This window comes from Thiorhodococcus drewsii AZ1 (assembly GCF_000224065.1).
In the GTDB taxonomy this organism is placed as follows: Bacteria; Pseudomonadota; Gammaproteobacteria; order Chromatiales; family Chromatiaceae; genus Imhoffiella; species Imhoffiella drewsii.
The window spans coordinates 71735-95431 of sequence record NZ_AFWT01000016.1 but is presented as its reverse complement, the minus strand read 5'-3'; the positions used below and the strand labels follow the sequence as shown (position 1 = coordinate 95431).

Annotated in this window: 18 protein-coding genes; 12 read left to right on the top strand and 6 right to left on the bottom strand. The window is 62.6% G+C overall.

The window, feature by feature from the left end; all coding sequences use genetic code 11:
• Positions 1-343 precede the first annotated feature (343 nt).
• Positions 344-1006, bottom strand: a complete 663-nt coding sequence (locus THIDRDRAFT_RS12380) for a potassium channel family protein (protein ID WP_007041195.1) — start codon at positions 1004-1006, stop codon at positions 344-346.
• Entirely contained in the window at positions 1003-2463 is a 1461-nt protein-coding gene (locus THIDRDRAFT_RS12375; RefSeq protein ID WP_007041194.1) for a TrkH family potassium uptake protein, read from the bottom strand. The genes THIDRDRAFT_RS12380 and THIDRDRAFT_RS12375 overlap by 4 nt, the downstream gene beginning before the upstream one ends.
• Positions 2464-3014: 551 nt before the next feature.
• Here THIDRDRAFT_RS12375 and THIDRDRAFT_RS12370 point away from each other — a divergent pair.
• From THIDRDRAFT_RS12370 to THIDRDRAFT_RS12340, 7 genes are all read left to right on the top strand, one after another.
• The gene (locus THIDRDRAFT_RS12370) at positions 3015-3659 is read left to right on the top strand and encodes a DUF502 domain-containing protein (RefSeq protein ID WP_007041193.1); all 645 of its coding nucleotides are present in this window, start codon (positions 3015-3017) and stop codon (positions 3657-3659) included.
• Positions 3660-3738: 79 nt separating this feature from the next.
• Positions 3739-6633, top strand: a complete 2895-nt coding sequence (locus tag THIDRDRAFT_RS12365; protein ID WP_007041192.1) for a monovalent cation/H+ antiporter subunit A — start codon at positions 3739-3741, stop codon at positions 6631-6633.
• The gene (locus THIDRDRAFT_RS12360; RefSeq protein ID WP_007041191.1) at positions 6633-6968 is read left to right on the top strand and encodes a Na+/H+ antiporter subunit C; all 336 of its coding nucleotides are present in this window, start codon (positions 6633-6635) and stop codon (positions 6966-6968) included. The genes THIDRDRAFT_RS12365 and THIDRDRAFT_RS12360 overlap by 1 nt, the downstream gene beginning before the upstream one ends.
• Complete coding sequence (locus THIDRDRAFT_RS12355; RefSeq protein WP_007041190.1) at positions 6965-8557, top strand: monovalent cation/H+ antiporter subunit D; 1593 nt, start codon at positions 6965-6967, stop codon at positions 8555-8557. Before THIDRDRAFT_RS12360 ends, THIDRDRAFT_RS12355 begins: the two co-directional genes overlap by 4 nt.
• Positions 8554-9063 (top strand): Na+/H+ antiporter subunit E, encoded by a 510-nt coding sequence (locus THIDRDRAFT_RS12350; protein ID WP_007041189.1) that lies wholly within the window; start codon positions 8554-8556, stop codon positions 9061-9063. Before THIDRDRAFT_RS12355 ends, THIDRDRAFT_RS12350 begins: the two co-directional genes overlap by 4 nt.
• The gene (locus THIDRDRAFT_RS12345) at positions 9060-9332 is read left to right on the top strand and encodes a K+/H+ antiporter subunit F (RefSeq protein WP_007041188.1); all 273 of its coding nucleotides are present in this window, start codon (positions 9060-9062) and stop codon (positions 9330-9332) included. The genes THIDRDRAFT_RS12350 and THIDRDRAFT_RS12345 overlap by 4 nt, the downstream gene beginning before the upstream one ends.
• A gap of 111 nt (positions 9333-9443) precedes the next feature.
• Positions 9444-9770, top strand: a complete 327-nt coding sequence (locus tag THIDRDRAFT_RS12340; RefSeq protein ID WP_007041187.1) for a Na+/H+ antiporter subunit G — start codon at positions 9444-9446, stop codon at positions 9768-9770.
• A 259-nt stretch (positions 9771-10029) separates the two neighbouring features.
• On the opposite strand, the gene THIDRDRAFT_RS12335 is transcribed toward THIDRDRAFT_RS12340, so the two are convergent.
• Complete coding sequence (locus tag THIDRDRAFT_RS12335) at positions 10030-12075, bottom strand: CHASE3 domain-containing protein (protein WP_007041186.1); 2046 nt, start codon at positions 12073-12075, stop codon at positions 10030-10032.
• 593 nt (positions 12076-12668) lie between these two features.
• A complete protein-coding gene (locus THIDRDRAFT_RS12330; protein WP_007041185.1) occupies positions 12669-13400 on the bottom strand; it encodes a TVP38/TMEM64 family protein in 732 nt (243 codons plus the stop codon).
• Here THIDRDRAFT_RS12330 and THIDRDRAFT_RS23835 point away from each other — a divergent pair.
• Both THIDRDRAFT_RS23835 and THIDRDRAFT_RS12315 read left to right on the top strand, forming a co-directional pair.
• Positions 13399-15030, top strand: a complete 1632-nt coding sequence (locus THIDRDRAFT_RS23835; RefSeq protein WP_050984714.1) for an amylo-alpha-1,6-glucosidase — start codon at positions 13399-13401, stop codon at positions 15028-15030. The genes THIDRDRAFT_RS12330 and THIDRDRAFT_RS23835 overlap by 2 nt on opposite strands.
• A 12-nt stretch (positions 15031-15042) precedes the next feature.
• Positions 15043-16317 carry a glycosyltransferase gene (locus THIDRDRAFT_RS12315; protein WP_007041183.1) on the top strand — a complete coding sequence of 425 codons (1275 nt, stop codon included), beginning with the start codon at positions 15043-15045 and terminating at the stop codon, positions 16315-16317.
• 144 nt (positions 16318-16461) lie between these two features.
• Here the strand turns inward: THIDRDRAFT_RS12315 and fabF are convergent, their stop codons facing one another.
• Positions 16462-17820 (bottom strand): beta-ketoacyl-ACP synthase II, encoded by a 1359-nt coding sequence (fabF, locus tag THIDRDRAFT_RS12310; protein WP_245535838.1) that lies wholly within the window; start codon positions 17818-17820, stop codon positions 16462-16464.
• Between fabF and THIDRDRAFT_RS12305 the strand changes: the two genes are divergently transcribed.
• From THIDRDRAFT_RS12305 to THIDRDRAFT_RS23830, 3 genes are all read left to right on the top strand, one after another.
• Positions 17819-18472 carry a TetR/AcrR family transcriptional regulator gene (locus tag THIDRDRAFT_RS12305; protein ID WP_007041181.1) on the top strand — a complete coding sequence of 218 codons (654 nt, stop codon included), beginning with the start codon at positions 17819-17821 and terminating at the stop codon, positions 18470-18472. The genes fabF and THIDRDRAFT_RS12305 overlap by 2 nt on opposite strands.
• Positions 18473-18582: 110 nt before the next feature.
• A complete protein-coding gene (locus THIDRDRAFT_RS27320) occupies positions 18583-18957 on the top strand; it encodes a glycosyltransferase (protein ID WP_007041180.1) in 375 nt (124 codons plus the stop codon).
• 371 nt (positions 18958-19328) lie between these two features.
• Complete coding sequence (locus THIDRDRAFT_RS23830) at positions 19329-22082, top strand: PAS domain-containing protein (RefSeq protein ID WP_007041179.1); 2754 nt, start codon at positions 19329-19331, stop codon at positions 22080-22082.
• A 231-nt stretch (positions 22083-22313) separates the two neighbouring features.
• Here the strand turns inward: THIDRDRAFT_RS23830 and THIDRDRAFT_RS12290 are convergent, their stop codons facing one another.
• Complete coding sequence (locus THIDRDRAFT_RS12290) at positions 22314-22970, bottom strand: hypothetical protein (protein ID WP_139058717.1); 657 nt, start codon at positions 22968-22970, stop codon at positions 22314-22316.
• Positions 22971-23697 lie beyond the last annotated feature (727 nt).

Sequence of the window (23697 nt, the reverse complement as noted above, 5' to 3'; positions counted from 1 at the left end):
CATCGCATTCCAAATTAGCTTGTAATCGACGGTGAACGACTGCTTCCCGGCTTTCTCCAGACACCATCGGCAGGAGCTGGTCTGGCCGCAATCCGCGTGCAGAAGTCACTCGCACCAATGAGACGAGCGTCAACTTCTGGGGCAACAGCGTCGCTGAGCCGACTCGGCTTGGTGACTGCTCTACGGGCACGCGGTCCATCACGTCGAGCGCTATTTCCCAGTTCAGGTGGCTCGGTCAAAGGCCAGGGGCGGTGGTGCGGATCGGGCGCATTGGCGGCGGGCGGCTAACCTGTTGATAAATAGCGGTCTGCTCGCGCGGATCGAGCCGTCTGCGCCGATTGTCTCAAGAGGGTTCTTCGGTCTCTGCAGGCCAGCGCTCGCGGAGGCTTTCAATGGTGTCCTGGTGGGCGATCAGGATGACCTCGTCTCCGGGCTTCAATTTGGACGTTTTCTCGGGCAGCAGAAAGGTTTCGTCTCGATAGAGACAGATGATGCGGCAACGGTCCGGCAACTCCAGCTCGTCGATGGGGCCGGAACCGTCGTCGCCGACGATGAAATCGAACACCGCCGCGTCGCCTCGGATCAGCGAGGACAGCTCCAGCGATTTCTCGCCGCTCAGCAGTCCCATCAGATGCGAGGCCACCGCGCGGTTGGGCATCACGCTGTCCTCAAGGCCCAGTTCGTGACAGATGCGCTGGAACTGGGGGTTGTTGACACGCGTCACGACGCGTTTGAAACCCAGCGAGCGTCCGATCAGGCTCGCCAGGATGTTGGTCTGGTCGCTTTCGTCCAGACAGAAGAGCACCTCGGTGTTCTCGGGTTCGGCATCGCTCAGTACATCCGGCGAGGTGCCGTCGCCATGGACGAAACCGGCGTCGAGCTGATCCGAGAGGGTCTCGATACGAGCGCGGTCGCGCTCGATGATGATGACCTCGTGTCCGGCCTCGAGCAGCGTCTCGGCGGTCGACAGGGTCAGTGAGCTGGTGCCGATGAATGCCGTTCTCATGGGGATGTGCGCCTCCTTCCGATCCAGGTGGGGAGATAGAACACGACCAGCAGGGCCAGGATCTCGACGCGTCCGAACAGCATGTCGACCGTCAGCACGAGTTTCAGCAATGGGGCCATGTCAGGTCCGGTGAGTCCGGCCGAGAGACCGGCGTTGGATGTGGCCGAGACCACCTCGAAGAGGCTGGCCATGGGTGGCTGACCCTGCACCAGGAAGACCAACCAGGACAGGAGCAGCACCAGCGCCCAGAGACCGAGCAACTGCAGTGCGCTGGCGATCATGTCGGGCTCGACCCGGTCGCCGCCGACACGCACCTCCAGGACCGCCCGCTCCGAGGTGGCGGTGCGTTGCAGCGCGACCTGGATCAGCCGGAGCAGGATCAGCAGCCGGATCAGCTTGATGCCGCCTGCGGTCGAGCCGGTGCAGCCACCGATCGCCATCGAGACCATCAGCACCAACTGTGCCGCTGGGGGTAGGGCGGCCACGTCGGTGGTGCTGAATCCGGTATCGGTCTGTGCCGAGACGCCGAGCACCAGGCCATCGGCGACGGCGGACCGCCAGGCGAGATCGCCATGCGTCGCGTTGATCGCCGCGAGCAGGGCGGAGGTGGTCAGGATCGCGATGAAGAGTGCGCGCACCTCGGGCTCGCCGAGCAGGGCGCGCGGGCCATGTCGCGGCAACCGGGCATAGAGCGGCAGACTGATGGCGGCGACGACGCAGACGAGACTGAGCACCGCGACCGCTGCAGGGGGCAGCGGTGCGATGTTCTGGTCGGAGGTCGCGAATCCCCCCGTTCCCACGGCCGCGAGACCATGGGTCAGCGCGGAGAAGGGCGCGAGACCGCTTGCCCAGGCTGCGGCGACCGCGATCAGCGTGATCACCGCATAGACCACGAAGACGCTTCGTGCATGCGCGCGGGCCCCCGCTTCGGTGAGCGATTCGCCGGTGGTCTCCAGCAGACGCCGCGCGCCGGCGTGGTGGCGCATGATCAGCGCCACCGTGAATGCGGCAATGCCGAGACCGCCATACCATTGCATCCAGGCCCGCAGGAACAGGAAATCGGTCGGTCGTTCCGCCATGTCCCGCAGGGTGGTGAGACCGGTCGTGGTTACGCCCGACACGCTCTCGAACCAGGCGTCGACCGGTGCGATGGCGATGCCGATGAGCGGCCAGACCATGACCAGCGGCGCCAGGACGAAGGCCAGCCCGGTGATGGTGAGTGCCTCGTTCCATTGAATGTCTGCCCCTCGGTGCAGCCTGGCGAGCGGCCAACCCACTCCACCTAAGAGAGCGCTCGTCGCGGCCAGACGCCACATCAATGGGGAATGGTCGGTGACGAGCGACACCAGCACCGGAACGACCCCGAGCGCCGCCAGTGTCATCAGCAGACGCCCGATCAGGCCGAGCAGGATTCGCGGGCGCACGGCGCGCATGAGATAGGCTGCGGCCTGTTTCATTCAGCGTGTCTCGTTTGGCCTCGGGCGTGGCGATGTGATTGGTCGGCTGCTGACAGCCTTTTGCGATCCAAATTCAACGATTCCAGATGCAAATAGCCTGTCCAAATGCAAATAGCCTGCCGTCGCCTGAAGCCCGTGCACTCCACTCGTCATGAGCGCGGTCCAGCGGTGCAATTGAACCTGGATCGGGTGATATGCCCCGATCGGTTGCGTTGTCGCTGGTCCTCTCCACCGTCTCAATCCCATTGATGAATGCCCTTTCGGGTACGTATCGACGCCTAGCCAACCGCACGGGGAATCCTGGCACCCAGGGTGCTTAAGCCAAAAGGCAGTCGCTCTTTTGGGGTTCGCTGGCCTTACTCACTCGCCTGCAGCCTGATCGCGGCCGGGCCGGCCAACGTGCTGCTGATTCGCTTGGGCGTGAAATCCGGCATGCACGACCCCGTGAAATGGCCGCGCACATGCACGGGCAGACCGCAGCGAACGCCTGAATCGCGTCCCCGTGGATCGATTCGCTTCGAGTGATCCACCCTAAAGCATTGAGAGGAAACATGATCCAGAAAGACCTGTTCGGACGGTTGCGTAAGTGGTTTTTGCAGGGGCTGGCGCTGCTCGCGCCCCTCGTCATCACCATCGCCTTCCTGGTGTGGCTCGGCCGCTCCGTGGAGCTCTTCATGGGCGATCTGATGCGCGTCCTGATTCCCGCTGGCTGGTACCTGCCCGGTATGGGGCTCGCCGCTGGTGTCGCCTTGACGCTTGTGGCCGGACTGCTCGCCAACCTCTTTCTGGTGCGCTGGCTGCTGGAACGCGCAGAGCGCGTGCTCGATCGCATCCCGCTGGTGAAGAGTCTCTTTCAAGGGCTCAAGGATGTCTCCAGATTCCTCGCCAACGATCGCGACGAGGAGGTGGGTCGTCCTGTGGTCGTCGATATTCAAGGTGCCAGGCTGGTCGGCTTTGTGATGCAGGAGCACGCCGGCTTGCCGGGCATCGCATCCGATGGAGACCTGGTCGCCGTGTATTTGCCGATGAGCTACCAGCTGGGCGGCTTCACGCTCTACCTGGATCGCGACCGGATCACCGAGCTCGATGTCGGCGCCGACCGAGCGATGCGCGCGGTGCTCACCGGCGGTTCGCTCGGCAATGGCACCGATTCGGGTGGTGCGGATCGCCGGGGCTTGGCGGAGAAGGCGGCATGAGACGGGCCATGGAGCGCTGGAGCGGTCGGGACCCCGTCCGGGATGGCCCGGCGATCCGCGCTGGAATCGCTCTCCAACCATGATCGCAATTGCCCCGCCGCTCGCCGCGATCCTGCTGTCTCCGCTGCTCGGTGCTCTCCTGGCGCCGCTGGCGGAACGTCGCTGGAAGCGTGCCCCATCGGTCGTGGCTGCCGTCGCCAGCACCCTGGCGCTGATCGTCCTCTTGCTGCAGGTGCCGGCGATCGTCGAGGGCGCGATTCCGCTGCAGCAGTGGGCGTGGCTGCCAGCGATGGGGCTCGATCTGGCGCTGCGTTGCGATGGGCTGAGCCTGCTGTTCGCGCTGCTGATCCTCGGTATGGGGCTTTTGGTCGACCTCTACGCCCGCTATTACCTGCCGACCGATGCCCCGCGCGGGCGGTTCTATGCGCTGCTGCTGACCTTTCAGTGTGCGATGCTCGGCATCGTGCTCTCGGACAACCTGCTGTTGCTGGTGCTGTTCTGGGAGCTCACCAGCCTCGTTTCCTTCTTGCTGATCGGTTTCGATCCCTCCACCGCCGGCGCCCGGCGCGGCGCACGCATGGCCTTGCTGGTGACCGGGGCCGGGGGGCTGGCGCTCCTGGCCGGGGTACTCCTGCTCGGCAGCGTCGTCGGCAGCCTGTCGCTGACCGAGGTGCTGGCCGCCGGCGATCAGGTCCGCAACCATGCGCTCTACCTGCCGATCCTGCTGCTCATCCTGCTCGGCGCCTTCACCAAATCCGCTCAGGTGCCCTTCCATTTCTGGCTGCCTGGGGCGATGTCCGCACCGACTCCGGTGTCGGCCTATCTGCACTCGGCCACCATGGTCAAGGCCGGTGTCTTTCTGCTCGCGCGGCTGTTTCCGGTCCTGGCCGACGGCGGGCTTTGGTTCGCGTTGGTCGGCGGCGTCGGGCTCGCGACCTTTCTGTTCGGCGCCTATGTCGCCCTCTTCAAGCACGACATGAAGGGGCTGCTGGCCTATTCGACCATCAGTCATCTCGGGCTGATGGTGTTCCTGATCGGTCTCGGGACGCCCCTGGGTGTGGTCGCCGGGCTGTTTCACGCCATCAACCATGCGGTATTCAAAGCGTCGCTCTTCATGGCGGTCGGTATCATCGGCCACGAGACGGGTACCCGCGACATGCGACGTCTGAGCGGGCTGTTCGTCTTCCTGCCGATCACGGGCACGCTCGCCATGGTCGCGGCAGCCTCGATGGCCGGCGTACCGCTGCTCAACGGCTTTCTCAGCAAGGAGATGTTCTTCGTCGAGACCCTGGATTCCCCGCGCATCGCGGGTTGGCCGCTACTGCAATGGCTGATGCCGGCGGCGGCGATCCTGGGCGGGGCCTTTTCGGCGGCCTATTCGCTGCGTCTGATCCGCGATGTCTTTTTCAATGGCCGCTTCGATGGCCAGAGCCTGGGTCTGTCCAAGCCCCCTGGGGAGCCGAGGCGTCTGATGCGCCTACCGATCGAGGTCTTGGTCGCGGTCTGTCTCCTGGTCGGGATCTTCCCGGAGCAGGTCGTGCGGCCTGTGCTCAGCCTCGGCGCTCGCGGGGTGCTCGGCTTCGTTCCCGACTATCACCTAGCGCTCTGGCAGGGATGGTCGCCCGCCTTCCAGATGAGTCTGGCAGCGCTCGGTGGCGCGCTGCTGCTTCATCTCGTCCGGCGCCCTCTGTTCGCCGCGCATGCGCGCTGGTTTCCACCAGCGCGTGGTGCACGGAGCTTTCAGCGACTGAGCGCGCGTCTGCTTGGCCTGGCCTATCGTGCCCGTCAGCGGATCGAATCCCTGTCGTTGCCCACGAACCTGAGGTGGTTGGTGGCGACGGCGATCCTGCTGGCGACCCTGGGATGGCTCATGGCGCGGCCGTCGGATGGGGTGCCGATCCGCTGGATTGCGGTGACGCCGATGCCGCTCGACGGCCCGAGCCTCGCCGCCGCCGCGATCCTGACCCTGTCCACACTGGGCGTCGTGCTGCGGCGCGGCGATCGGCTGTGGGCACTCTTGCTGACGGGCGCGGTCGGCCTGGTGGTCAGCCTCGCCTTCGTGCATTTCTCGGCGCCGGATCTGGCCCTGACCCAAGTGTCGGTGGAGATCGTGACGACCTTGCTGCTGCTGTTGGTCCTGACTCTGCTGCCCAGCAGTCTCGACCTCAGGCCCCCGCGCTGGCGACAGCGTCGCGACCTTCTGCTGGCCGTCAGTGGCGGCATCGGTAGCGCGGTACTCGCGGCCCTCATGATGCTGCGTCCGGCCAAGCCGATCTCGGAGGGGTACCTGCAGTCCTCTGAGCCCCTGGCGGGCGCCGGTAACGTCGTCAACGCCATTCTGGTGGATTTCCGCGCCTTGGATACGCTCGGCGAGATCAGCGTGCTGGCCATCGCCGCCGTGGGCATTGCCGCCATGACACGGGGGTTGACGTTGCGCCTGCCCACGCGGGGTGACACGGCCGGCTCCAGGGCGCGTCCCGAGGACGACGGCGCGCCCGATCGCGACGTGCGCCATCCCTTGATGCTGGGCGCCGTCGCGCGACCGGTGCTGCCGGCGGCGCTCATGCTCGCGGCCTTCCTGCTGCTGCGCGGTCACGAGGCCCCCGGCGGCGGATTCGTCGCCGGACTGGTGGTCGGAGCGGCACTGATCCTGCTGCAGGTCGCGAACGGCTTCGGCTGGACCGCTGCGCGCTTTCACCCCGATTATCTGCGTCTGATCGGCGTCGGCCTCTTGCTTGCGCTCCTGACCGGGCTCGGCGCGCTGCTGTTCGATCGACCCTTGCTGACCAGTGCGATGCTGCACTGGCCCCTGCCGCTGCTCGGCGAGCTTCACTTGACCAGCACCCTGATCTTCGATGTCGGCGTGTTGCTGGTCGTGACCGGGACGCTGCTGCTGATCCTGGAGTCGCTCGGGCGACTGGGGAACAGCGGGCGCGATACCCTGACGATCGGCACATCGCGGGAGGCCGGCTGATGGAATGGCTGGTCGCCACCATGATCGGTCTGCTGATCGGCTGCGGCATCTATCTGTTGCTGCGCTCGCGCAGCTTCCCTGTCGTGCTGGGTCTGCTGCTGCTGTCCTACGGCGTCAATCTGTTCGTCTTCGCCGCCGGGGGACTGCGCGTCAATCAGCCACCCTTGATCGCCTCCGGCCAGCCCTATGCCGACCCGCTGCCCCAGGCCCTGGTGCTGACGGCGATCGTGATCGGCTTCGCCATGACCGCCTTCGTTCTCATGCTCGCACTCCGCGCCTTGAGCGAATTGGGTTCGGATCGGGTCGACGAGCGCCAAGGGGATGAAGAGTCATGAGCGTGCCCTCAATGCCGCTCCCGCTGCTCTTGCCGCTGGCACTCGGCGCGCTGCTGCTGGTCGGCGCGCGCCTGCCGCTTTCGGTGCAGCGGTTCATCGGTCTGCTGGGCACGCTCTGCGTGCTCGCGGCGGCGCTCGACCTGTTGGCGCTGACCGCTCAGGGCGACGTCCTCGCGACCGCCATCGGCGGCTGGCCGCCGCCCTTTGGCATCGTGCTGGTGTGCGACCGGCTCTCCGCATTGATGCTGACCCTAACGGGACTGCTCGGGACCGCCGCACTGTTCTACGCGTCCTCCGGCGGCGCCGATGCCTCCGGACGTCACTTCCATGCGCTCTTCCAGTTTCAGTTGTTCGGGTTGGTCGGTGCCTTCCTCACCGGCGATCTGTTCAATCTGTTCGTCTTTTTCGAGGTGCTGCTGATCGCCTCCTACGGTCTGCTGATGCACGGCGGCGGTCCGGCGCGCACCCGTGCGGCGCTGCATTACGTGGTGCTGAATCTGGTCGGGTCATCCCTGTTCCTGCTCGGTGCGGCCCTGATCTATGCGGCCACGGGCACCCTGAATCTGGCCGATCTGGCGGTCCGACTGGGGCAACTGACACCGGCCGATGCGAGGCTCGCCGGGGCCGGCGGGCTGCTGCTGTTCACCGTCTTTGCGCTCAAGGCCGCGCTGCCGCCGCTGCATGCCTGGATGGTGCCCGCCTATGCGGCCGCGTCGGCGCCGGTGGCGGCGCTGTTCGCCATTCTGACCAAGGTGGGGCTCTATGCCATGCTGCGGCTGCTCAGTTTGGTGCCGGACACCGGCTCGGGATCGGCCTTCGTAGGATCCGCGACCTGGCTGCTGACGGGGGCTGCGGTCCTGACCATCACCGCCGGCACTTTGGGCGCCCTGGCCAGCACGCGACTCGGGACCATGATCGGCTATCTGGTCATGCTCTCGATGGGCACCCTGTTGGCCGGCATCGCGCCGGGCACGGCCCAAGGGCTGGCGGCGGCCCTCTATTACCTCGTCCATACCACGCTCATCACCGCCGGGCTGTTCTTGCTCGCGGACCTGATCGCCAGTGGACGCGCTCAAGGCGATCGGTTGGTCATCGGCGACCCGCCGCGCGACGCGCGGATCCTGGCGCCGCTCTTTCTGCTCGGGGCGATCGCCATCGCCGGACTGCCGCCGCTGAGCGGTTTTCTCGGCAAGGCATGGATCCTGATCGCGGTCCAGGACTCGGCCGCGACCGGTCCAGCGGTCTGGCCCTGGATCTGGGTGGCGGTGCTCGGATCCAGCTTCGTGGTGCTGCTGGGGCTCTCGCGAGCCGGCACGCTCTTGCTCTGGCGTCGCCGTGGCGCGGTGTCGCCGGGCGCCAGGGCGAACCCAGATGGAGGGCGGTCCGGATTGGCGCGACCCGCGCTCGTCGGCACCTCGGCACTGCTCGCGGCCAGCCCGCTTCTGATGCTGTTCGCCGGACCCCTGACCGGCTTCACGCTGGCGACCGCGCGCCAGATCCTCGACAACGGCGAGTATGTCGCGGCCGTCGCGGGACTCGCGCCCCAGTCCCACGCCTCGGACGCGCGCGAGGAGGGTACCGATCGATGATGACCTGGCTGCGTTTTCCACTGACCACTCTCGCGCTGCTCGCGCTCTGGCTGCTGCTGGTCGGCAGCGTCGAGCCGGGGCAGGTGCTGCTCGGAGCCCTGTTGGCGGCACTCATCACCGGGGGCACGGCGGGGTTCTGGCCGAGACGCCGACGACCCGGTCGTCCGTGGCTGATCCTGCGCTATCTGTGGCGGCTCGCCCTGGATATCCTGACGGCCAACGTTCGCGTTGCCGTGCTGGTGCTCGATCGGCGACGGCGTCCACGACCCTTCTTCGTCGAGCTGCCGCTCGCGCTCGAGGATCCCTTCGCGATCTATCTGTTCGCGAGCACCGTCTCGCTGACGCCGGGCACCGTCTCGGCGGATCTACGCCGTCCGGCGGACGACGGCCGCACCCTCCTGCTGGTCCATTCACTCGACGGCGGCGATGCGGAGGGGGCCTCGGAGCGGCTGTGCCGGGACCTGAAGCAGCGTTATGAACAACCGCTGATGGAGATCTTCCGATGATCCTAGCGCTCGTGATGCCGGTCGCTCTGGCCATGATCACTCTAGCCCTATTGCTGAATCTCTGGGGGCTGCTGCGAGGACCGGACATGCCCGACCGTGTGCTGGCGCTCGATACCCTCTACATCGACAGCATCGCGCTCCTGGTGCTGCTCGGTATCCAGTTCGACAGCCAGCTCTATTTCGAATCGGCCCTGGTGCTGGCGCTGCTGGGGTTCCTCGCCACCGTCGCGTTTTGCCGCTATCTGGTGCGCGGGCGCGTGATCGAATAGGGAATGATTCAGAAGCAAGTGGTGCAACTCGAACGGCTATGTCGGGTTACGCTGCGCTAACCCGACCTACAGGTGCGCCGGTTATTTTTGAACCGTTACTAGGGGACAGACATGCTCATCGATCTTCTGGTCTCTGCACTGGTGCTGCTCGGTGCCGCCTTCGCGCTCATTGGCTCCATCGGTCTCGTCCGGCTGCCGGACTTCTTCACCCGGCTGCATGGGCCGACCAAGGCGACCACCCTGGGTATCGGCGCCATGCTCGTCGCATCGAGCCTGTACTTCAGCACCCAGAGCGAGGGGCTGGCGCTGCATGAGCTGCTGATCACCGTCTTTCTCTTCATGACCGCCCCGGTCAGCGCCAACCTGCTCGCCAAGGCGGCGCTGCATCTGCGGGTCCGCTCGATCGCGGCGATCCCACGGGCGTTTCGCGACAGCTAAACCGCGTCCGAATTGGATTGTCCGCCATACCGCATCTTGCGAGAATTCGGGCAACTAAAGTGGACTCCATGTCTAGGACAGTTTTCCCTCGAATTTAAGTTGTGCTTGCCACTTCGGTCGCAGCGGTTTGGCGCTGCCCCAGTTCCGCTACAGGTTTGCGGATCGCCGCTGCCAATCCCTGGCTTTTGCAGCGCTGGCGGCATCCATGAAATCAGCCACTTAAATTCGGACACGACATGGCACCTTAAAAGGGCTGGGCTTACAGCTTAAACTTCGAAACCTCATCATTCAGTTTGGTTGCAATTTCCGACAGTTCTTCTGTCGCCTGAGCGATCTGGTTTGCCGCAGTACCCGTCTGCTCGGATTGGTTACGGATTTCGTTGGCTCTCTCGCTGACTTCGGTAGACGTCGCACTTTGTTGCTCAGCTGCACTTGCGATCTGGGTGATCATGTCGGTGATATTCTGGACGGCAGACTGAACATCGGCCAAATCCTGTTCGGCCTCTTTGGTCTGTTCAGCGATTCCCTCAGATTGTTTCTTCCCGGCGCCCATACTCTGGACAGATGTTTTTGTTTTTTCTTGAACAGCCACGATCATTTCGGCTATATCCGAGGTCGAGCGCTGGGTGTTCTGGGCGAGCGACCTTACCTCATCGGCAACAACAGCAAAGCCCCGGCCATGCTCACCGGCACGCGCTGCTTCAATAGCTGCATTCAGAGCCAGAAGGTTTGTCTGCTCAGCGATACCTTTAATAACATCCAGAATCTGGGAAATACTGTCGGCGCTTGATACAAGCCCCTGAATCTCGGTGGAGGTTTCTTCCAGCGTTTTAGACAGGTTTTGCATCTCGGATGCCACAGCCTGCATTCTTTGATTGCCCCTATCCACGATTGCGTTTGCCTGTGTGGCGGATTCGGCGGCAGCTCCGGTGTTTTGGGCTACTTCGGCGGCTGTTGCCTGCATTTCGTCAATTGCAACGGCAACCTGATTGGTCGACTGTTGCTGTTCCTGGACACTTTGGCTGGTCTGTTCCGCAATGGCAGCGAGTTCCTCTGCTGCGGCGGACTGGGTTTTTGAGAAATCCCCGATTTTCACCAGAATGATTTTCAAACGCTCCGACATGTCACGCATAGCCGCGTAGATGCCGGTCTCTTTACCGGTATTCGAAAGCTCGAGGGTCAAGTCTCCGTTGGCAATTTGTCGGGAGATTCTCTCAAGATCTGAGGGCTCCCCACCTACCTGGCGAAAGATGTTCCGGACAATCAGAAAGCCAACGATTGCTACGACGAGCACAGACAGAGCTGTGCCACCGAGAGTAATGGCTATGGTCTGTGAGGCGAGGCTGGATGCCTCCTGGCGGCGAACATTGATGAGTTTGCCTTCTTCGCCAATAAACTCGTCGATCCCTGCACGGATGGCATCCATGGTGCGTCTACCGGTGCCTTCTTCAATTAATGCCGTGACATCGTCCATGGTGGCTGCGACCTGGTTCATCTCACGACGAGATTCGATCTCTGGAATGGCGGCCTCTGTTCTCCAGCCTTTCGCGTTACTAAGCGCCACTGAAAGGGTTTTGTTAATTGACGAGGTGTCGTAGGCGGCCTGCTTCAGGTGATTGCGAAGTTCTTGCACTGTACGTTCAAAAGCCTCTTTTCCCGCATTGAAAGGCTCTAAGGAAGCTTCCTGCCCGGACAGAAGAAATCCTCTTTGTCCCGTCTCCTGATTGACCATGGCCAGAAGCAGGTCCTGGACCATTGAAAGCGCTGTCTGGTCATTGACGGAAAACAGTCTGTCTTCAAGATCTGAGATATTTGCACGGAAGCTGTCAAACATATCCTTACCGACCGTTCTCGAGGATAGTTCTTTGAACTTTCTGGTGGTTGCTTCATTTGCCGCAACCTTCCTGCGCATATTGATTTGCGGTTTGGCTACTTCGCTGTGCCATTTCTGTTCCAGACGACCGATACTCTCAAGTCGCTTAACTTGCGAAGGATTGTCGCTAACGGTTTTCTTTAGGTTGGTAAGGGTCTCATTGAATTTCTTCTGGCCATGGATATAGGGAGGCAGAAACTCCTCAGTTCCGGCAATCAGAAATCCGCGCATTCCGGTTTCCATGTCTGTCATGCTGCTGCGCAACGATTCGCCCTCTGCAATGACATCATTGGTATGGTCAACCCAGCGGTTGGCCTCCATAAGTGCTGTCATGCTGGCATAAATGGTTCCTGCGATAATGACGAGTACGAGTAACGGTATTGCAAAACCAGCTGCCAGTTTCGTGCTCAACTTTGCTTCGTTGGATGCCATTTTCAGATTCCTTTGGGACGATGAAACCTATTCTTGAAATGGTCAGAAAGATTATTAGGGTTGTACCGGTACTCGACTTTGGCCATTTTTGCAGCGCTCCAGCGGGGTAAGGGCCTGAAAAATCGTGAGGGCAGAAAATTAGGGCTCTCCCGGATCTTCTGGGATTACGATATCTTTAAAATCAGCGGGTTACGAGTCGCGCCCTCATGAAATCTCATTCGAGATCTGAGATCTGAGATCTGAGATCCGAGATCCGAGATCCGAGGACAGTTTACTTATCTTTCTGAGCGGAGCACGTGTCGCCGGATAGAATGAGGAAGTGCACTCTATTTGTCGAGGGACTGATGCATGGCGACGCTTCCAAGGGTGCTTGTTCCATAGAGGAAAAGGGGACCGTAGTAGAGGAAAGGGGATGGATTGATTTATATGCGTAAACGCTTCTCGGATATCGGAGGTATCGAAAACAAATCGGTTCCCTGTTCCGACGATTCTTGAGCCGAAGCCATCGCGCGCGACAGCGTTGGCGCCGATCGCATTGGGTCGTGGTTCGATGCCGCGCTGTCCTGTCTGTCGTCATCTTTTCGTGACATCGATCAGACAGACTTGGGATCCATGGGCTCAGGACGTTCGGCGTTGGCGGTTCGTGCGCGCCGTCGCAGGAAGGAAAGCGCCAGGTAGGCGAGGAGCGCGAGGAAGGCGCCGACCAAGGCCCATTTGGCATTGCCCTCAAAGATCGACTTGCCGAGCAGGATGACGCAGAGACCGACGACGGCCTGCACCGGCAGGCCGAAGCGCATGTAGGGCCAGAAGCGGGCTCCGCCCGCGACCAGGAGATAGCTCTGCATGAGCCAGGGGAGCGGCGAGGCGCGTGTGAGGACGATAATCTTCCAGTCGTCCGGCGGGCGAATGCGCGGGATCCGATAGCCGCGCCGCTCGGCCAGGCGGTGCAGCGGCCGCGACAGCCAGTGCGCGACCGCGTATGACACCGCCATATTCCCCGCCATGCCGATCAGGGAGATCAGCAGGGCCTGAGTCAGGTTGTCGGTCACGGCACCCGCCATCGCGTAGAAGCCGAGCAGCGGAAAACCGACAGCGGGGAGCAGGATGAATGCCGCCATGAAGGCCCAGAGCGGGATCCGTGAAAGCCAGGTGGCGAATGCACTCGGCCAGTCCGCCAGCGGCGGGAGCAGGTCGGTCGTTTGGGTGAGGGCGATGGCCGTCACCAGGAGCAGACCCAGGACGACCCACAGCCGCCAGCGCGGGGGTTCGGTGTTCCGCCGGGGGATGCCGACAAGGTCTTGAGAATGATCGGATGTCTTGCCCATGAATTCGATGCTTCAACATTGGGGCCGCGATGCCCGCCGTCTGGTCGCCATGGTTCGGCGTACTCGGGGGCGATTCGCGGCCATCGTTGGACCCACCTATCGTGGTGTCCAGTATCTGTGGCACCTGCTCGTCTGGTCGCGGATCTCGGCCGGGCGCGCCGGTCTGCTGCCGATCGAGCTGCCAGCCGAGATGCTCGCGCGCAAAGGGCTTCATCGCGCGCCGCCCAGACTGACCGTCCAAGGCACGGTGGAGGCATCCGTTTTCTCGCGCGGGTTTGCGGAAGTCTACGCCTTGCTCTTTGCCAATCTTCAACGCGCGGATCTCTTGTCGTCGTATCGTCATGCAATCCCTGGTCCCGCGTTCAGGGGGGTCTACCTTTGGGATTCCGCCTTCATCGCCCAGGTCTGGAGGTGGTGGGATCGGCGCGTTGCGCAAGAGGTCCTGCTGGCCGTCCTGGAGTTGCGCGACGGCGATCGGCTCCAGCATGTCGTCACCGAGTTCACCCGCTCGATCTATACCCAGCCTCCGCTCGTTGCCTGGTCGGCGATGGAGATTGCCCGCTGTCTGCCACGTGACGCTGCAGTGGCGTTTATCCAAGACGTCTATCCCGTACTGAAGGACTTTCAGTCGTGGCTCGAAACGCACCGTCGATTGGACAATGGTCTCTATGCCTGGGCGCACCCCTATGAGTCGGGCGTGGAGAACGCCCCGCGCTTCAGCAACCGGGATGAGAGCGTCATGCGCAATGTCGAGACCATGGCGGCCCCGGATTTTTCCAGCTATGTGGTCCTGCAGCTCGACGCCCTGAGCGAGATGGCCGGCCGGCTCGGTCTCGACGCGGAGGAGGGGGCCTTCGCCGCGAAGGCCGAGCGAGTGCGCGGACAGATGAACGCCTTGCTGTGGGACGAGCGGGACGGTCTCTATTACGATCTGGACGCCGCCGGGATCCATGTCCGTGTGTCCACCGTCGCCTCGCTGCTGCCGCTGTGGGCGGGCGTGCCTGGGCCGGAGCGGGCACGGCGACTGGTTGCGCGCATCCTGGCGCCGAGACACTACGGCAGTTTGATCCCGCTGCCCTCGGTCGACCGCGCGGAGCGCTGCTTCGAGAAGGATATGTGGCGCGGACCGGTGTGGGTGAATACTGCCTTTGGCGTCATTCAGGGGCTCTTGCGATATGGATACGAGCGTGAGGCTGGCGAGCTGGCCTTTCGTCTCTGTCGCGGGGTCTACGGGGTGTTCGCCGAGGAGCGCCAGATCTACGAGTTCTATGACCCGGATGCCCTGCATACCAAGGACTTGCGGCGTAAGCAGGGGAATTGGTGGAAGGCCCTCACGCTGGGCCGGGGGCCTCAGCGCGACTTCGTCGGCTGGTCTGGCCTGGTGAACACACTGCTCATCGAGGTGCTCCTTGGGCTGCGTGTCGAGCAGGGGCGGGTGACACTGCGGCCGCGCTTGCCGGCCGAGGCCCAGGGGATGACCTGGGTCCTGAGCCTGGCTGACGGCGGTCGTTTGTCTCTGAGGTCGATCTCGCCAGACCGATTCGAGGGGTCTTGGACGGTCGACGGACAGGAATTTTCATTCGTCACCGCTCTTGCCGAGACGGTCGATCTCGGCGACGGCTGGTGCTGACGGAGCTGCGACATGCGCTATTGCGATTTGACGCTTGCCTACACCGAGACCAGCGGCGGTATTCGGACCTACATCGACCAGAAGCGACGCTACATCGACGAACAGACGGACGACGAGCATCTGCTCATCGTGCCGGGCGAGCGTGACCACTGCGAGCGGCAGGGGCGGTTGTGCAAGATCGAGATCGAGAGCCCCTTGATCCCCGGCTGCGAGCCCTATCGTTTCTTCTGGCGACCCGACAAGATCCGCCGGGCGCTTGCAGATCAGCAGCCAGACGTGGTGGAGCTCGGTAGCTATTTCCTCTCGCCCTGGGCCGCCTTTCGTTATCGCGACGAACGCCGCGCCGAGGGATTGCCCACCTTGGTCTCCGTCTATTTCCATACGGACGTCGCCCATGCCTATGTCGGCGCGCCGGTCAGGCGGTTTTTCGGCGAGGGGATGGAATCGGTCAGCGACACCCTGGCGCTGTGGGGCCACAAGCTCGGCGAGATCCTGGAGGACGGCGCCGAGTCCGCGTTCGGCCAGATGTTTCGCAAGTGCGACCTGACCCTGGCCGCCACCCAGGCGCAGGCCGCGCGGGTTGCGGACTATGGCGTGCAAGGGACCGAGATCGTCCCGCTTGGGGTGGATCTCAGCCTCTTTTCGCCTGAGCGACGCTCTGCGGCCGCCCGCGAGCGTCTGGGCGTTGCGGAGGACGACATCCTGCTCATCTATTGCGGTCGCCTCGACAGCGAGAAGGCGGTCACCCTCCTGGTCGACGTCTTCGAGCGACTTCCGGCCATGTCCCGATTCCATCTGGTCCTGGTTGGCGAGGGACCACTGCGCGCCGAGCTGGAGGCTCGGGCCGGGCGGTTCGGCCGTGTGCATGTCTTGCCCTACGAGAAAGACAAATCCGCCTACGCGACCTTGCTGGCGTCGGCCGATCTCTATGTGACTGCGGGGCCGCACGAGACCTTCGGACTCGCGGTCGTCGAGGCCGAGGCATCCGGTCTGCCGGTGGTCGGTGTCGATGCCGGGGCTTTGCGCGAGCGCGTTCGTTCCGACTGGGGCCGGCTCGGGCCTGTGGGGGATGCTGGGGCGATGGTGGGCAATATTCTGGAGATCCTGCCGCGGTGTCGCGACATGGGGCGGGCCGCACGCCGACATGTTTTGGAGGCTGGCTATGGGTGGGATCGCAGCTTCGAGAGGCTCTTTGAGCTCTATCGAAAGGGGTTGAGTCAGAGCGCGGACTCCGATCCTGCTGGATCCTCTAAGCGGACAGATCCGCTTCTTTCAAGGCATCAATGACGATTGCTGCGGACAAGCTGTCCAGCACCTCTTCGACGAGAGCTGACGGTATTCACCCAGTCTCGACAGGTTCAAGGAGCTCGACAGCTTCTCAAAAACCTTAACTTGCGAGCAATGATCTCAGATGATTGTCAGTGTGTACCGCTACACCTTGCTGACAATCAGTGCGGCGTTCACCCCACCGAATCCGAAGCCATTGCACAGCACGTGTTGGCTGCGGTGCTCGCGCGCTCCACCCGAGACGACGTCCAGGTCTTGGATGTCCTCATCGACGTTTTCCAAGTTCAGGGTCGGAGGCAGTCGGTCGTGCATTGTCGCCAGTGCGGAGAAGATGCTCTCCACGCCGCCGGCGGCACCCAGCAGGTGACCGGTGGCCGACTTGGTCGCGGAGATCGGGATGCTGGCAAGGGCGTCACCAAAGGCGTTGCGCAGGGATGCAATCTCGGCGCGGTCGCCTACGGGCGTTGAGGTGGCATGAGCATTGATATGGCTGATCTCCTCGGGAGATAGCCCCGCCATCTTCAGCGCCGCCCGGATGGCCGCCGCAGCACCGGCGCCGTCTTCCGGGCCAGCGGTGATGTGATGGGCATCGGCACTGGTGCCATAACCACTGAGAATGGCCAGTGGTGTCGCCCCGCGTGCCTCGGCATGAGCCAGACTTTCAATCACCAGCAGCCCCGCGCCCTCGCCCATGACGAAGCCGTTGCGTGCCCGGTCGAAGGGTCGCGATGCCTTGGCGGGGTCGTTCTGCTCGGTGGAAAGCGCCTTCAGGGCGTGAAAGCTGGCCAGTGCGAGCGGATCGATACAGGCTTCGGCACCGCCCACCAGGGCCACATCGGCCTCGCCGCTGCGGATCATGCGCATGCCATCGCCGATGGCCTGCACGCCCGCCGCACAGGCGGTAACCGGGCAGCCCAAAGGCCCCCGCAAGCCATAGCGGATCGACACATTGCCTGCCGCCAGGTTGGCCAGGAAGGCCGGCACAGTGAAGGGAGAAAGGCGGCGATGACCGCGCGTCGACAGCGTCGTCTGCGCCTGAGTGATGGTGGGAAAGCCGCCGATTCCAGAGCCCACGATGGTGGCGGTGGCCAAACGGTCCACATCGCTGGTCGGTAACCAGTTAGCCTGGGTCAGCGCCTCTTCGGCGGCAGCCATGGCGTAGAGGCTGAACAACTCCATCTTGCGACGCTCCTTGGCGTCGGCCACGCGGTCAGAGTCGAGGCCTGCTTCCGGGTCATCGGTGATGCCAGGTACCGAACCCGCGATTTTGATCGGCAGATCGCCGGTATCGAAGCGCGTGATCAGGGATATGCCGGAGCGGCCGTCCAGAAGGCGCTCCCAGCTTGACTTGACGCCGCAACCGAGGGGGCTAACCATGCCCATGCCGGTGATGACGAGTGGTGATGGCATAATATTTTCTGTATCAGATTTGGGGTCGTACCACGCTAGCACCGGGCTTGATATGATCAAGATAATATTCAGCGTGCAGTGTGAGGTTGCCATGTCCGACTCGATGAACCGCAAGGCCAGATCGCGCGAGCGTATTCTCCAATCGGCCATCGAGCTGTTCAGCCGCCAAGGCTTCGAGAAGGTCTCCATTGGCCAGATCATGAAACTGGCCAAGATGACTCACGGCGCTTTCTACGCCCACTTTGCCTCGAAGGAAGCGCTCTACCACGCGTCGGTGCAGGAAACCCTGGAAAACAGCCGTGCGGCCAGGTTGGTCAAAGGCCCATTGTCGGTGACGCATCTCACGGAGCTCGTGTCCAACTGCTTGAATCTTCAGGAGTTGGAGCACAAGCACAAGCCTGGACCCGAGACTGTGCTGTTCAACGAGATCGGCAACGAGAACGCCGAGATCCGCACCTTGTTCGAAGCCTCCTACCTGCGCATGAAGAAAATGCTGGAAACCCGTCTCATCGCCCTGAGCCGCCTCAAGAAGCTCCCTTTCGAGCCCGACCGCGACGTCATCGTCGATAAAGCTCGCGTCATCCTCGCCGCTCTTGTCGGTGCTGTCGCCCTCGCCAAGAGCCTGCCCGGCGAGCAGGAACGCCAGCACATCCTCAACGCCGTCCAGCGCAATATTCTTCAGATGCTCGGCGTCAATGACAGTGAGCTGGATAATATGCTGGGAAAGACGCTCGACTTGAAGTAGGCGGTCACGTTGATCTGGACATCCTGGACATCATCGTTGGCAGCCTACGGAATAGGAATCGGTATTTAACGGGGTGCTAACCAGTCTGGACGAGGTACTCCAGGCGATCTATGCGCGACGCGGACGCCCTCGATCCCTCCGGTGTGTCTGCTGCGGGCGCTGCTGATTCAGATCCTCTACTCGAGCAGGACAAATTCACCTACGCGACGCTGCTGGCGTCGGCCGATCTCTATGTGACCGCAGGGCCTCACGAGACCTTCGGACTCGCGCTCGTCGAGGCCGAGGCATTCGGCCTGCCGGTGGTCGGTGTCGGGGCGCTATGCGAGCGCGTTCGTCCCGACCGGGGCCGGCCCGGACGCATCGAATGCGACGGATGGATCGCTCCGACAGGCATCGCCTCGTGTTCGACAGAAGGCACCAGCTCGCGGCGCAATGCCTTGCGAGTGACCCGATCAACCGGGCGCCTGAAAAGGTCCTCGAGATAGCCCAACCAAGCCTACGATTTCAGATACTTGCATCCAGTCGTCACGGTGGTGCCTAAGCCACTATCTCTGGCGATCGATCAGGGTATAAGATCGCGTCGGGCAGGGCCGTCGGTTCGATTTCCAGAGGTGGAAGACGACTGTGCGAGCGTCGCCTGGCGTGCGGCACGATGAGTCGAAGACGTGCGCACGACACGCGCGATCGCCGGGGCGTCATGCCATGTTCGATCGCCCTTCACCACGAGAGAGTCCATCACTGATCATCGCGTACCTCACTGCACTGCGCGGCCATCGAAAGACAGGGTGCCGGTGCCGAAGATCCGCAGGTTTACAACGAGGAGCTGCGCTCCACCAATGAGGGCTTGGAAACCGCGATGGAGAAGCCACCCGTGCTCAACGAAGAGCTGATTGCCATGAATGTCCAGCTCACGGAAAGGCTCCGTGAGCTGGAAGAGATCAACGACGATCTCAACAATCTCTTGGTGAGCAGCGAGGTGCCCACCCTGTTTCTCGATCCGTGCTTGCGCATCCGTCGCTGGACCCCGGCGACCGATGCTTTGCTGCGGCTCATCCCGATCGATGTCGGTCGCCCGCTGAAGGATCTCGGCTGGTGTTTCGAGGATCCGGATCTGCTCGATGACGCGGCGCTGGTGTTGGCGGGAATATCGGTCGAACCGCGCGAGGTCCACACCGAGCAGGGACATTGGTATCTGCGCCGCATCCTGCCCTATTGCACCAAGACCACGCCAATCAACGGGGTCGTCATCACCTTTGCCGAGATGACCGCGCGCAAGCACGCCGAGCTGGCGCTCGCCGATAGCGAACGCACCTTGCGTCGAGTCACCGATGCGCTGCCGGCGCTGATCTCGCGCGTCGATGCGTCGCTGCGCTACCGCTTCAACAATGCCGCCTACGAGCGTTGGTTCGGCCTCGATCGGGCGGACATTCTCGGCAAACCGGTCGTCGAGATCATCGGGGAGCAGTCCTTCGCGCGAGCTCGCCCGCGCATGGAGCGGGCGCTGGCGGGCGAGGGGAGCGTCTTCGACGCCTGGTTGCCCTTCCAAGGGGACGGTGTCCGCTGCTGCCAGGTCGAGTACATTCCGGACCGGCGGGCGGACGGACGCGTCACCGGTTTCTTTGTGCTGGTCATCGACATCACCGACCGACGCCGCAGCGAGGAGACCATCAAGCGTCTCAACGCCGAGAACCGGGCGCGGGCGGCCGAGCTGCGTGCGGTTTTCGATGCCGCGCCCGTGGGGATCTATCTCGGGCGCGACAGCGATTGCCGCGATATGGAGATGAATCGAGCCGGTGCCGAGATTCTGCGCCTGTCCGAGCACGCCAACCCGTCCCTGTCCGGCTCCGATGCCGCCGCGTTGGCGTTTCGCATTTTCCACGGGGGTGATGAGCTCGCCTCCGAGGATTTGCCCATGCAGAGAGCGGCGCGCATCGGCGAGTCCGTGCAGGGTTTCGCGGAGGACATCGTCTTCGCGGATGGCGAGATCAAGCACCTCATGGCTTCCGCCGCACCCTTGCGCAACGAGGCCGGCGACGTCTATGGCTGCGTCGGGATTCTTGCCGACGTTACGCGCACCACGCAGGCCGAGCGGCGCTACCGCGAGGCCCTTGAGCGGCTCAAGCTGCATATCGACCGGTCTCCGGTCGCGTCCCTGGAGTGGGCCGCAGATACCGGCATCCTGCGCTGGTCGTCCGCAGCGGAGCGGGTGTTCGGCTGGAGCGAGGCCGAGGCCCTGCAAGGCTCGCTGCACAACCTGGGGCTGTTTCCGGAAGACGTGCGCGAATCGTTCGCGGACATGGTCGGTGGCCTGGTCGGCGGTCTGGTCGAGCACAATCACTGTCTGCACCTCAACCAGCGCAAGGACGGCGAGACCGTCTGGTGCGAATGGCACAATTCGGTCTTGCGCGATGGCGATGGCCGGTTGGTCTCGATCCTTTCGCTCGCGCTCGACGTGAGCGAGCAGCAGGCCCTGCAAAGGAGTCTGCGCGAACAGACCGAGCAGCTCGCCGAGGCCGACCGACGCAAGAACGCCTTTCTGGCGATGCTCGGTCACGAGCTGCGCAACCCCTTGGCGCCGGTGCGCAATGCGCTGGATCTGCTCGCCCTGGGCAATCAGGACCGGGCCAAGCACGATTGGGCCTATGCGGTCATCGACCGCCAGACGCACCACCTGGAGCGTCTGGTGCACGACTTGCTGGATGTCGCCCGCATCACCCGAGGCTCCATCACGTTGCGTGTGGCGCGGCAGGATCTGGGGCAACTCCTTCATCAGGCGTTGGAGGTGGTGGATTGCGAGGTGCGTGCGCGCGGGCATGAGGTCGTGCTGGAGGTGCCAGCGGATCCGGTGCCGGTGCGGGGCGATGCGACACGGCTCGTCCAGGTGTTGAGCAACGTGCTGCACAATGCGGCCAAATACACGGACGAGGGTGGGCGCATCGGTGTCACCCTAGCGCATCACGCCGAGGGTGCCAGGGTCACGGTCGAGGACAATGGCCAAGGCATTGCAGCGGAGGCGATGCCATCGCTGTTCGAGGCATTTACGCAGGGACCGCGCTCGTTGGCACGCGCGGAGGGCGGCCTGGGGTTGGGGCTGACTCTGGTGAAGAGCCTGGTCGATCTGCATGGCGGGCGTGTCGAGATCGACAGCGCCGGTGTCGGTCTGGGCAGTCGCGTCACGCTGACCTTTCCGCTCGATGCCGAGCCTGCTCCCGACCTGTCTGCAGGCTCGGCGGTCGAGAGAGCCTCCAGCCGTGCGGCCACGCCCCGCAAACGGGTGCTGGTCGTCGATGACAGCGCCGAGGTGGTCGAGGCGATGAGCGAGCTGCTGAGCGCACTCGGTCATGAGGTTTCGGGCGTTCCGACTGGAGAAGCGGCGTTGGATCTGGTGACCAGGATGAGACCGGATCTGATCCTGCTCGACATCGGGCTGCCCGATATCGACGGCATCGAGGTCGCGCGTCGCCTGATAAAACTGCCGGAACGCAAGGCGATCAGGCTGGTCGCGGTGTCCGGTTATGGCGCGAGTCACCTTGGTTCAGATGCGGACCTGTTCGATGCGCACCTCCTCAAACCCGCCGGTCTCGCGGATCTCCAGCAGGTTCTGGACTAGATCGTTGCGCGTGTTTCTTACCCCGTCCGGGCGCTAGGCCGCCCGCCGTAGCCAGATCTCGACTTGCTCGGGCGGCAATGGCCGGCTGAGCAAGTCGGTATGCTTCTGCAAGGTTCCTATGAAAACGGATTATTTTAACATAATCATAGTCTTAGACGCCAAATTCATGGCGTTGGGACTGTCCCTGCACCCCTTCCTGTCATTCGGTGTAGGCGATCGGGTTTCCTGTTCTTATTTGCCCTCCAATTTGGCATCGTAGGGTTGAATATCCCCCGACTTGTCTATGAGGGAAGCTTCCGAGTCACCCACCATTACGGCAAACCCAGTGCCGCAGTCGTGCTGGTAGTACGGTGAAGGAGTGGAACTGAGGTCCAACACTTCGCTCCTCAAACCGTACACATAAGATTTCAGAACGCCGCGCGAGTCGTATCCCGATAGAAAAACGGCTGAAACAGCATCGCTGAATACGGCTTTTTGTTCTTGGCAGGCACCAAAAAATACTCTAAACCAGCTGCATGGTTTTCGGTACAGAACGGGTAGCACGCTTGCCTTTAATACTACGCTATCGGTTGTAGACGTCAGCATTGCTTTATAAGTTCGTTGGTCGCCAATAGCGTATATTTCTCCATTGGCAGCAAGTCGAAGGCTAGTGATATGACCATAATCGGGCTGTTTGACGGATGCCTCAACACGCACGCCATCACGGTCAAAGACAAGAAAATTTCCATTCACAACCCTTAGCATGCCATTCATGATTGCGATTTCTTGGGGGTTTTTTATCATTGCCCCCTTTGTGACTACAGCGCAGTCATTCTTCGACACTACTTTTTCCGACGAAGCAACTGTGCCAGAAGAGATCAGATTGACCCCAAGGGAGAGTAGAAGCACTAGCCTTTTGCTGAAGGTGCGTCTATTTGACAAAGAGGGATTCCAATGGCATTCGATGTTGATCAATTGGATATTACCACTCGCCTCGTTCTCGGTCCGACCCGAACACTCATATTCGCCCGGACTCGACGGCTTCGAGCCCTCTGGTGCTCTCGATTTCGATGGTCGCTGTGATTCTTTGGAATGTCGCGTATGAACGACTTTTCGATCTTAGCCTTGGTGATCCTTTCGGCCACCCGGCTGCTCAACCGCCAAAGGTCCGCGCAGCGGACCCTACGCTACGGATCGCGGTTTCGAGTAGGGTCCGCTGTGCGGACCAAGCGCCGCTGGCCGGAAGGACGATCGAGGCTTCGATCTTCAATCGCAGTGCGTTCAGCTGAGTGATGCTGTTGGCCGCGTCCTGGGCCTCGATCAATTCGATAGGTGTTACGTCGCGCGTGGTTCTCAACCCTTTCCGGGTGCTCTGGTGGTTATGCGCCGGTGATGGTTCAAATACACCGGCATTCCGGTGCTTCCCTTCGTCTCTCATCTCTCCTGGGGGGGCCGGAAACTCCGTTTCGCCAGCTGCCGACATCGCTCGCAGAGGACCGCAACCACTTCGGGCGCTCCCGATGCAGCGCGACGACGGCCGCGTGCCCAAGGTATGACGACGAGCGCTAACCTATCTGTCTACGGGTAAGCTCTTTTCCAGAATATCCCTTGGTTCCGGGTTGGTGCGGCATTTGCT

What these genes read in the sequence shown, in the direction of transcription:
- THIDRDRAFT_RS27320 (WP_007041180.1), top strand. Translation starts at nt 18,583, where the DNA reads ATGCGCGACGCGGACGCCCTCGATCCCTCCGGTGTGTCTGCTGCGGGC.
- THIDRDRAFT_RS12375 (WP_007041194.1), bottom strand. Translation starts at nt 2,463, where the DNA reads ATGAAACAGGCCGCAGCCTATCTCATGCGCGCCGTGCGCCCGCGAATC.
- THIDRDRAFT_RS12315 (WP_007041183.1), top strand. Translation starts at nt 15,043, where the DNA reads ATGCGCTATTGCGATTTGACGCTTGCCTACACCGAGACCAGCGGCGGT.
- THIDRDRAFT_RS12340 (WP_007041187.1), top strand. Translation starts at nt 9,444, where the DNA reads ATGCTCATCGATCTTCTGGTCTCTGCACTGGTGCTGCTCGGTGCCGCC.
- THIDRDRAFT_RS23830 (WP_007041179.1), top strand. Translation starts at nt 19,329, where the DNA reads ATGGAGAAGCCACCCGTGCTCAACGAAGAGCTGATTGCCATGAATGTC.
- THIDRDRAFT_RS12380 (WP_007041195.1), bottom strand. Translation starts at nt 1,006, where the DNA reads ATGAGAACGGCATTCATCGGCACCAGCTCACTGACCCTGTCGACCGCC.
- THIDRDRAFT_RS12370 (WP_007041193.1), top strand. Translation starts at nt 3,015, where the DNA reads ATGATCCAGAAAGACCTGTTCGGACGGTTGCGTAAGTGGTTTTTGCAG.
- THIDRDRAFT_RS12335 (WP_007041186.1), bottom strand. Translation starts at nt 12,075, where the DNA reads ATGGCATCCAACGAAGCAAAGTTGAGCACGAAACTGGCAGCTGGTTTT.
- THIDRDRAFT_RS12355 (WP_007041190.1), top strand. Translation starts at nt 6,965, where the DNA reads ATGAGCGTGCCCTCAATGCCGCTCCCGCTGCTCTTGCCGCTGGCACTC.
- THIDRDRAFT_RS12330 (WP_007041185.1), bottom strand. Translation starts at nt 13,400, where the DNA reads ATGGGCAAGACATCCGATCATTCTCAAGACCTTGTCGGCATCCCCCGG.
- THIDRDRAFT_RS12305 (WP_007041181.1), top strand. Translation starts at nt 17,819, where the DNA reads ATGTCCGACTCGATGAACCGCAAGGCCAGATCGCGCGAGCGTATTCTC.
- fabF (WP_245535838.1), bottom strand. Translation starts at nt 17,820, where the DNA reads ATGGCAACCTCACACTGCACGCTGAATATTATCTTGATCATATCAAGC.
- THIDRDRAFT_RS12360 (WP_007041191.1), top strand. Translation starts at nt 6,633, where the DNA reads ATGGAATGGCTGGTCGCCACCATGATCGGTCTGCTGATCGGCTGCGGC.
- THIDRDRAFT_RS23835 (WP_050984714.1), top strand. Translation starts at nt 13,399, where the DNA reads ATGAATTCGATGCTTCAACATTGGGGCCGCGATGCCCGCCGTCTGGTC.
- THIDRDRAFT_RS12350 (WP_007041189.1), top strand. Translation starts at nt 8,554, where the DNA reads ATGATGACCTGGCTGCGTTTTCCACTGACCACTCTCGCGCTGCTCGCG.
- THIDRDRAFT_RS12345 (WP_007041188.1), top strand. Translation starts at nt 9,060, where the DNA reads ATGATCCTAGCGCTCGTGATGCCGGTCGCTCTGGCCATGATCACTCTA.
- THIDRDRAFT_RS12365 (WP_007041192.1), top strand. Translation starts at nt 3,739, where the DNA reads ATGATCGCAATTGCCCCGCCGCTCGCCGCGATCCTGCTGTCTCCGCTG.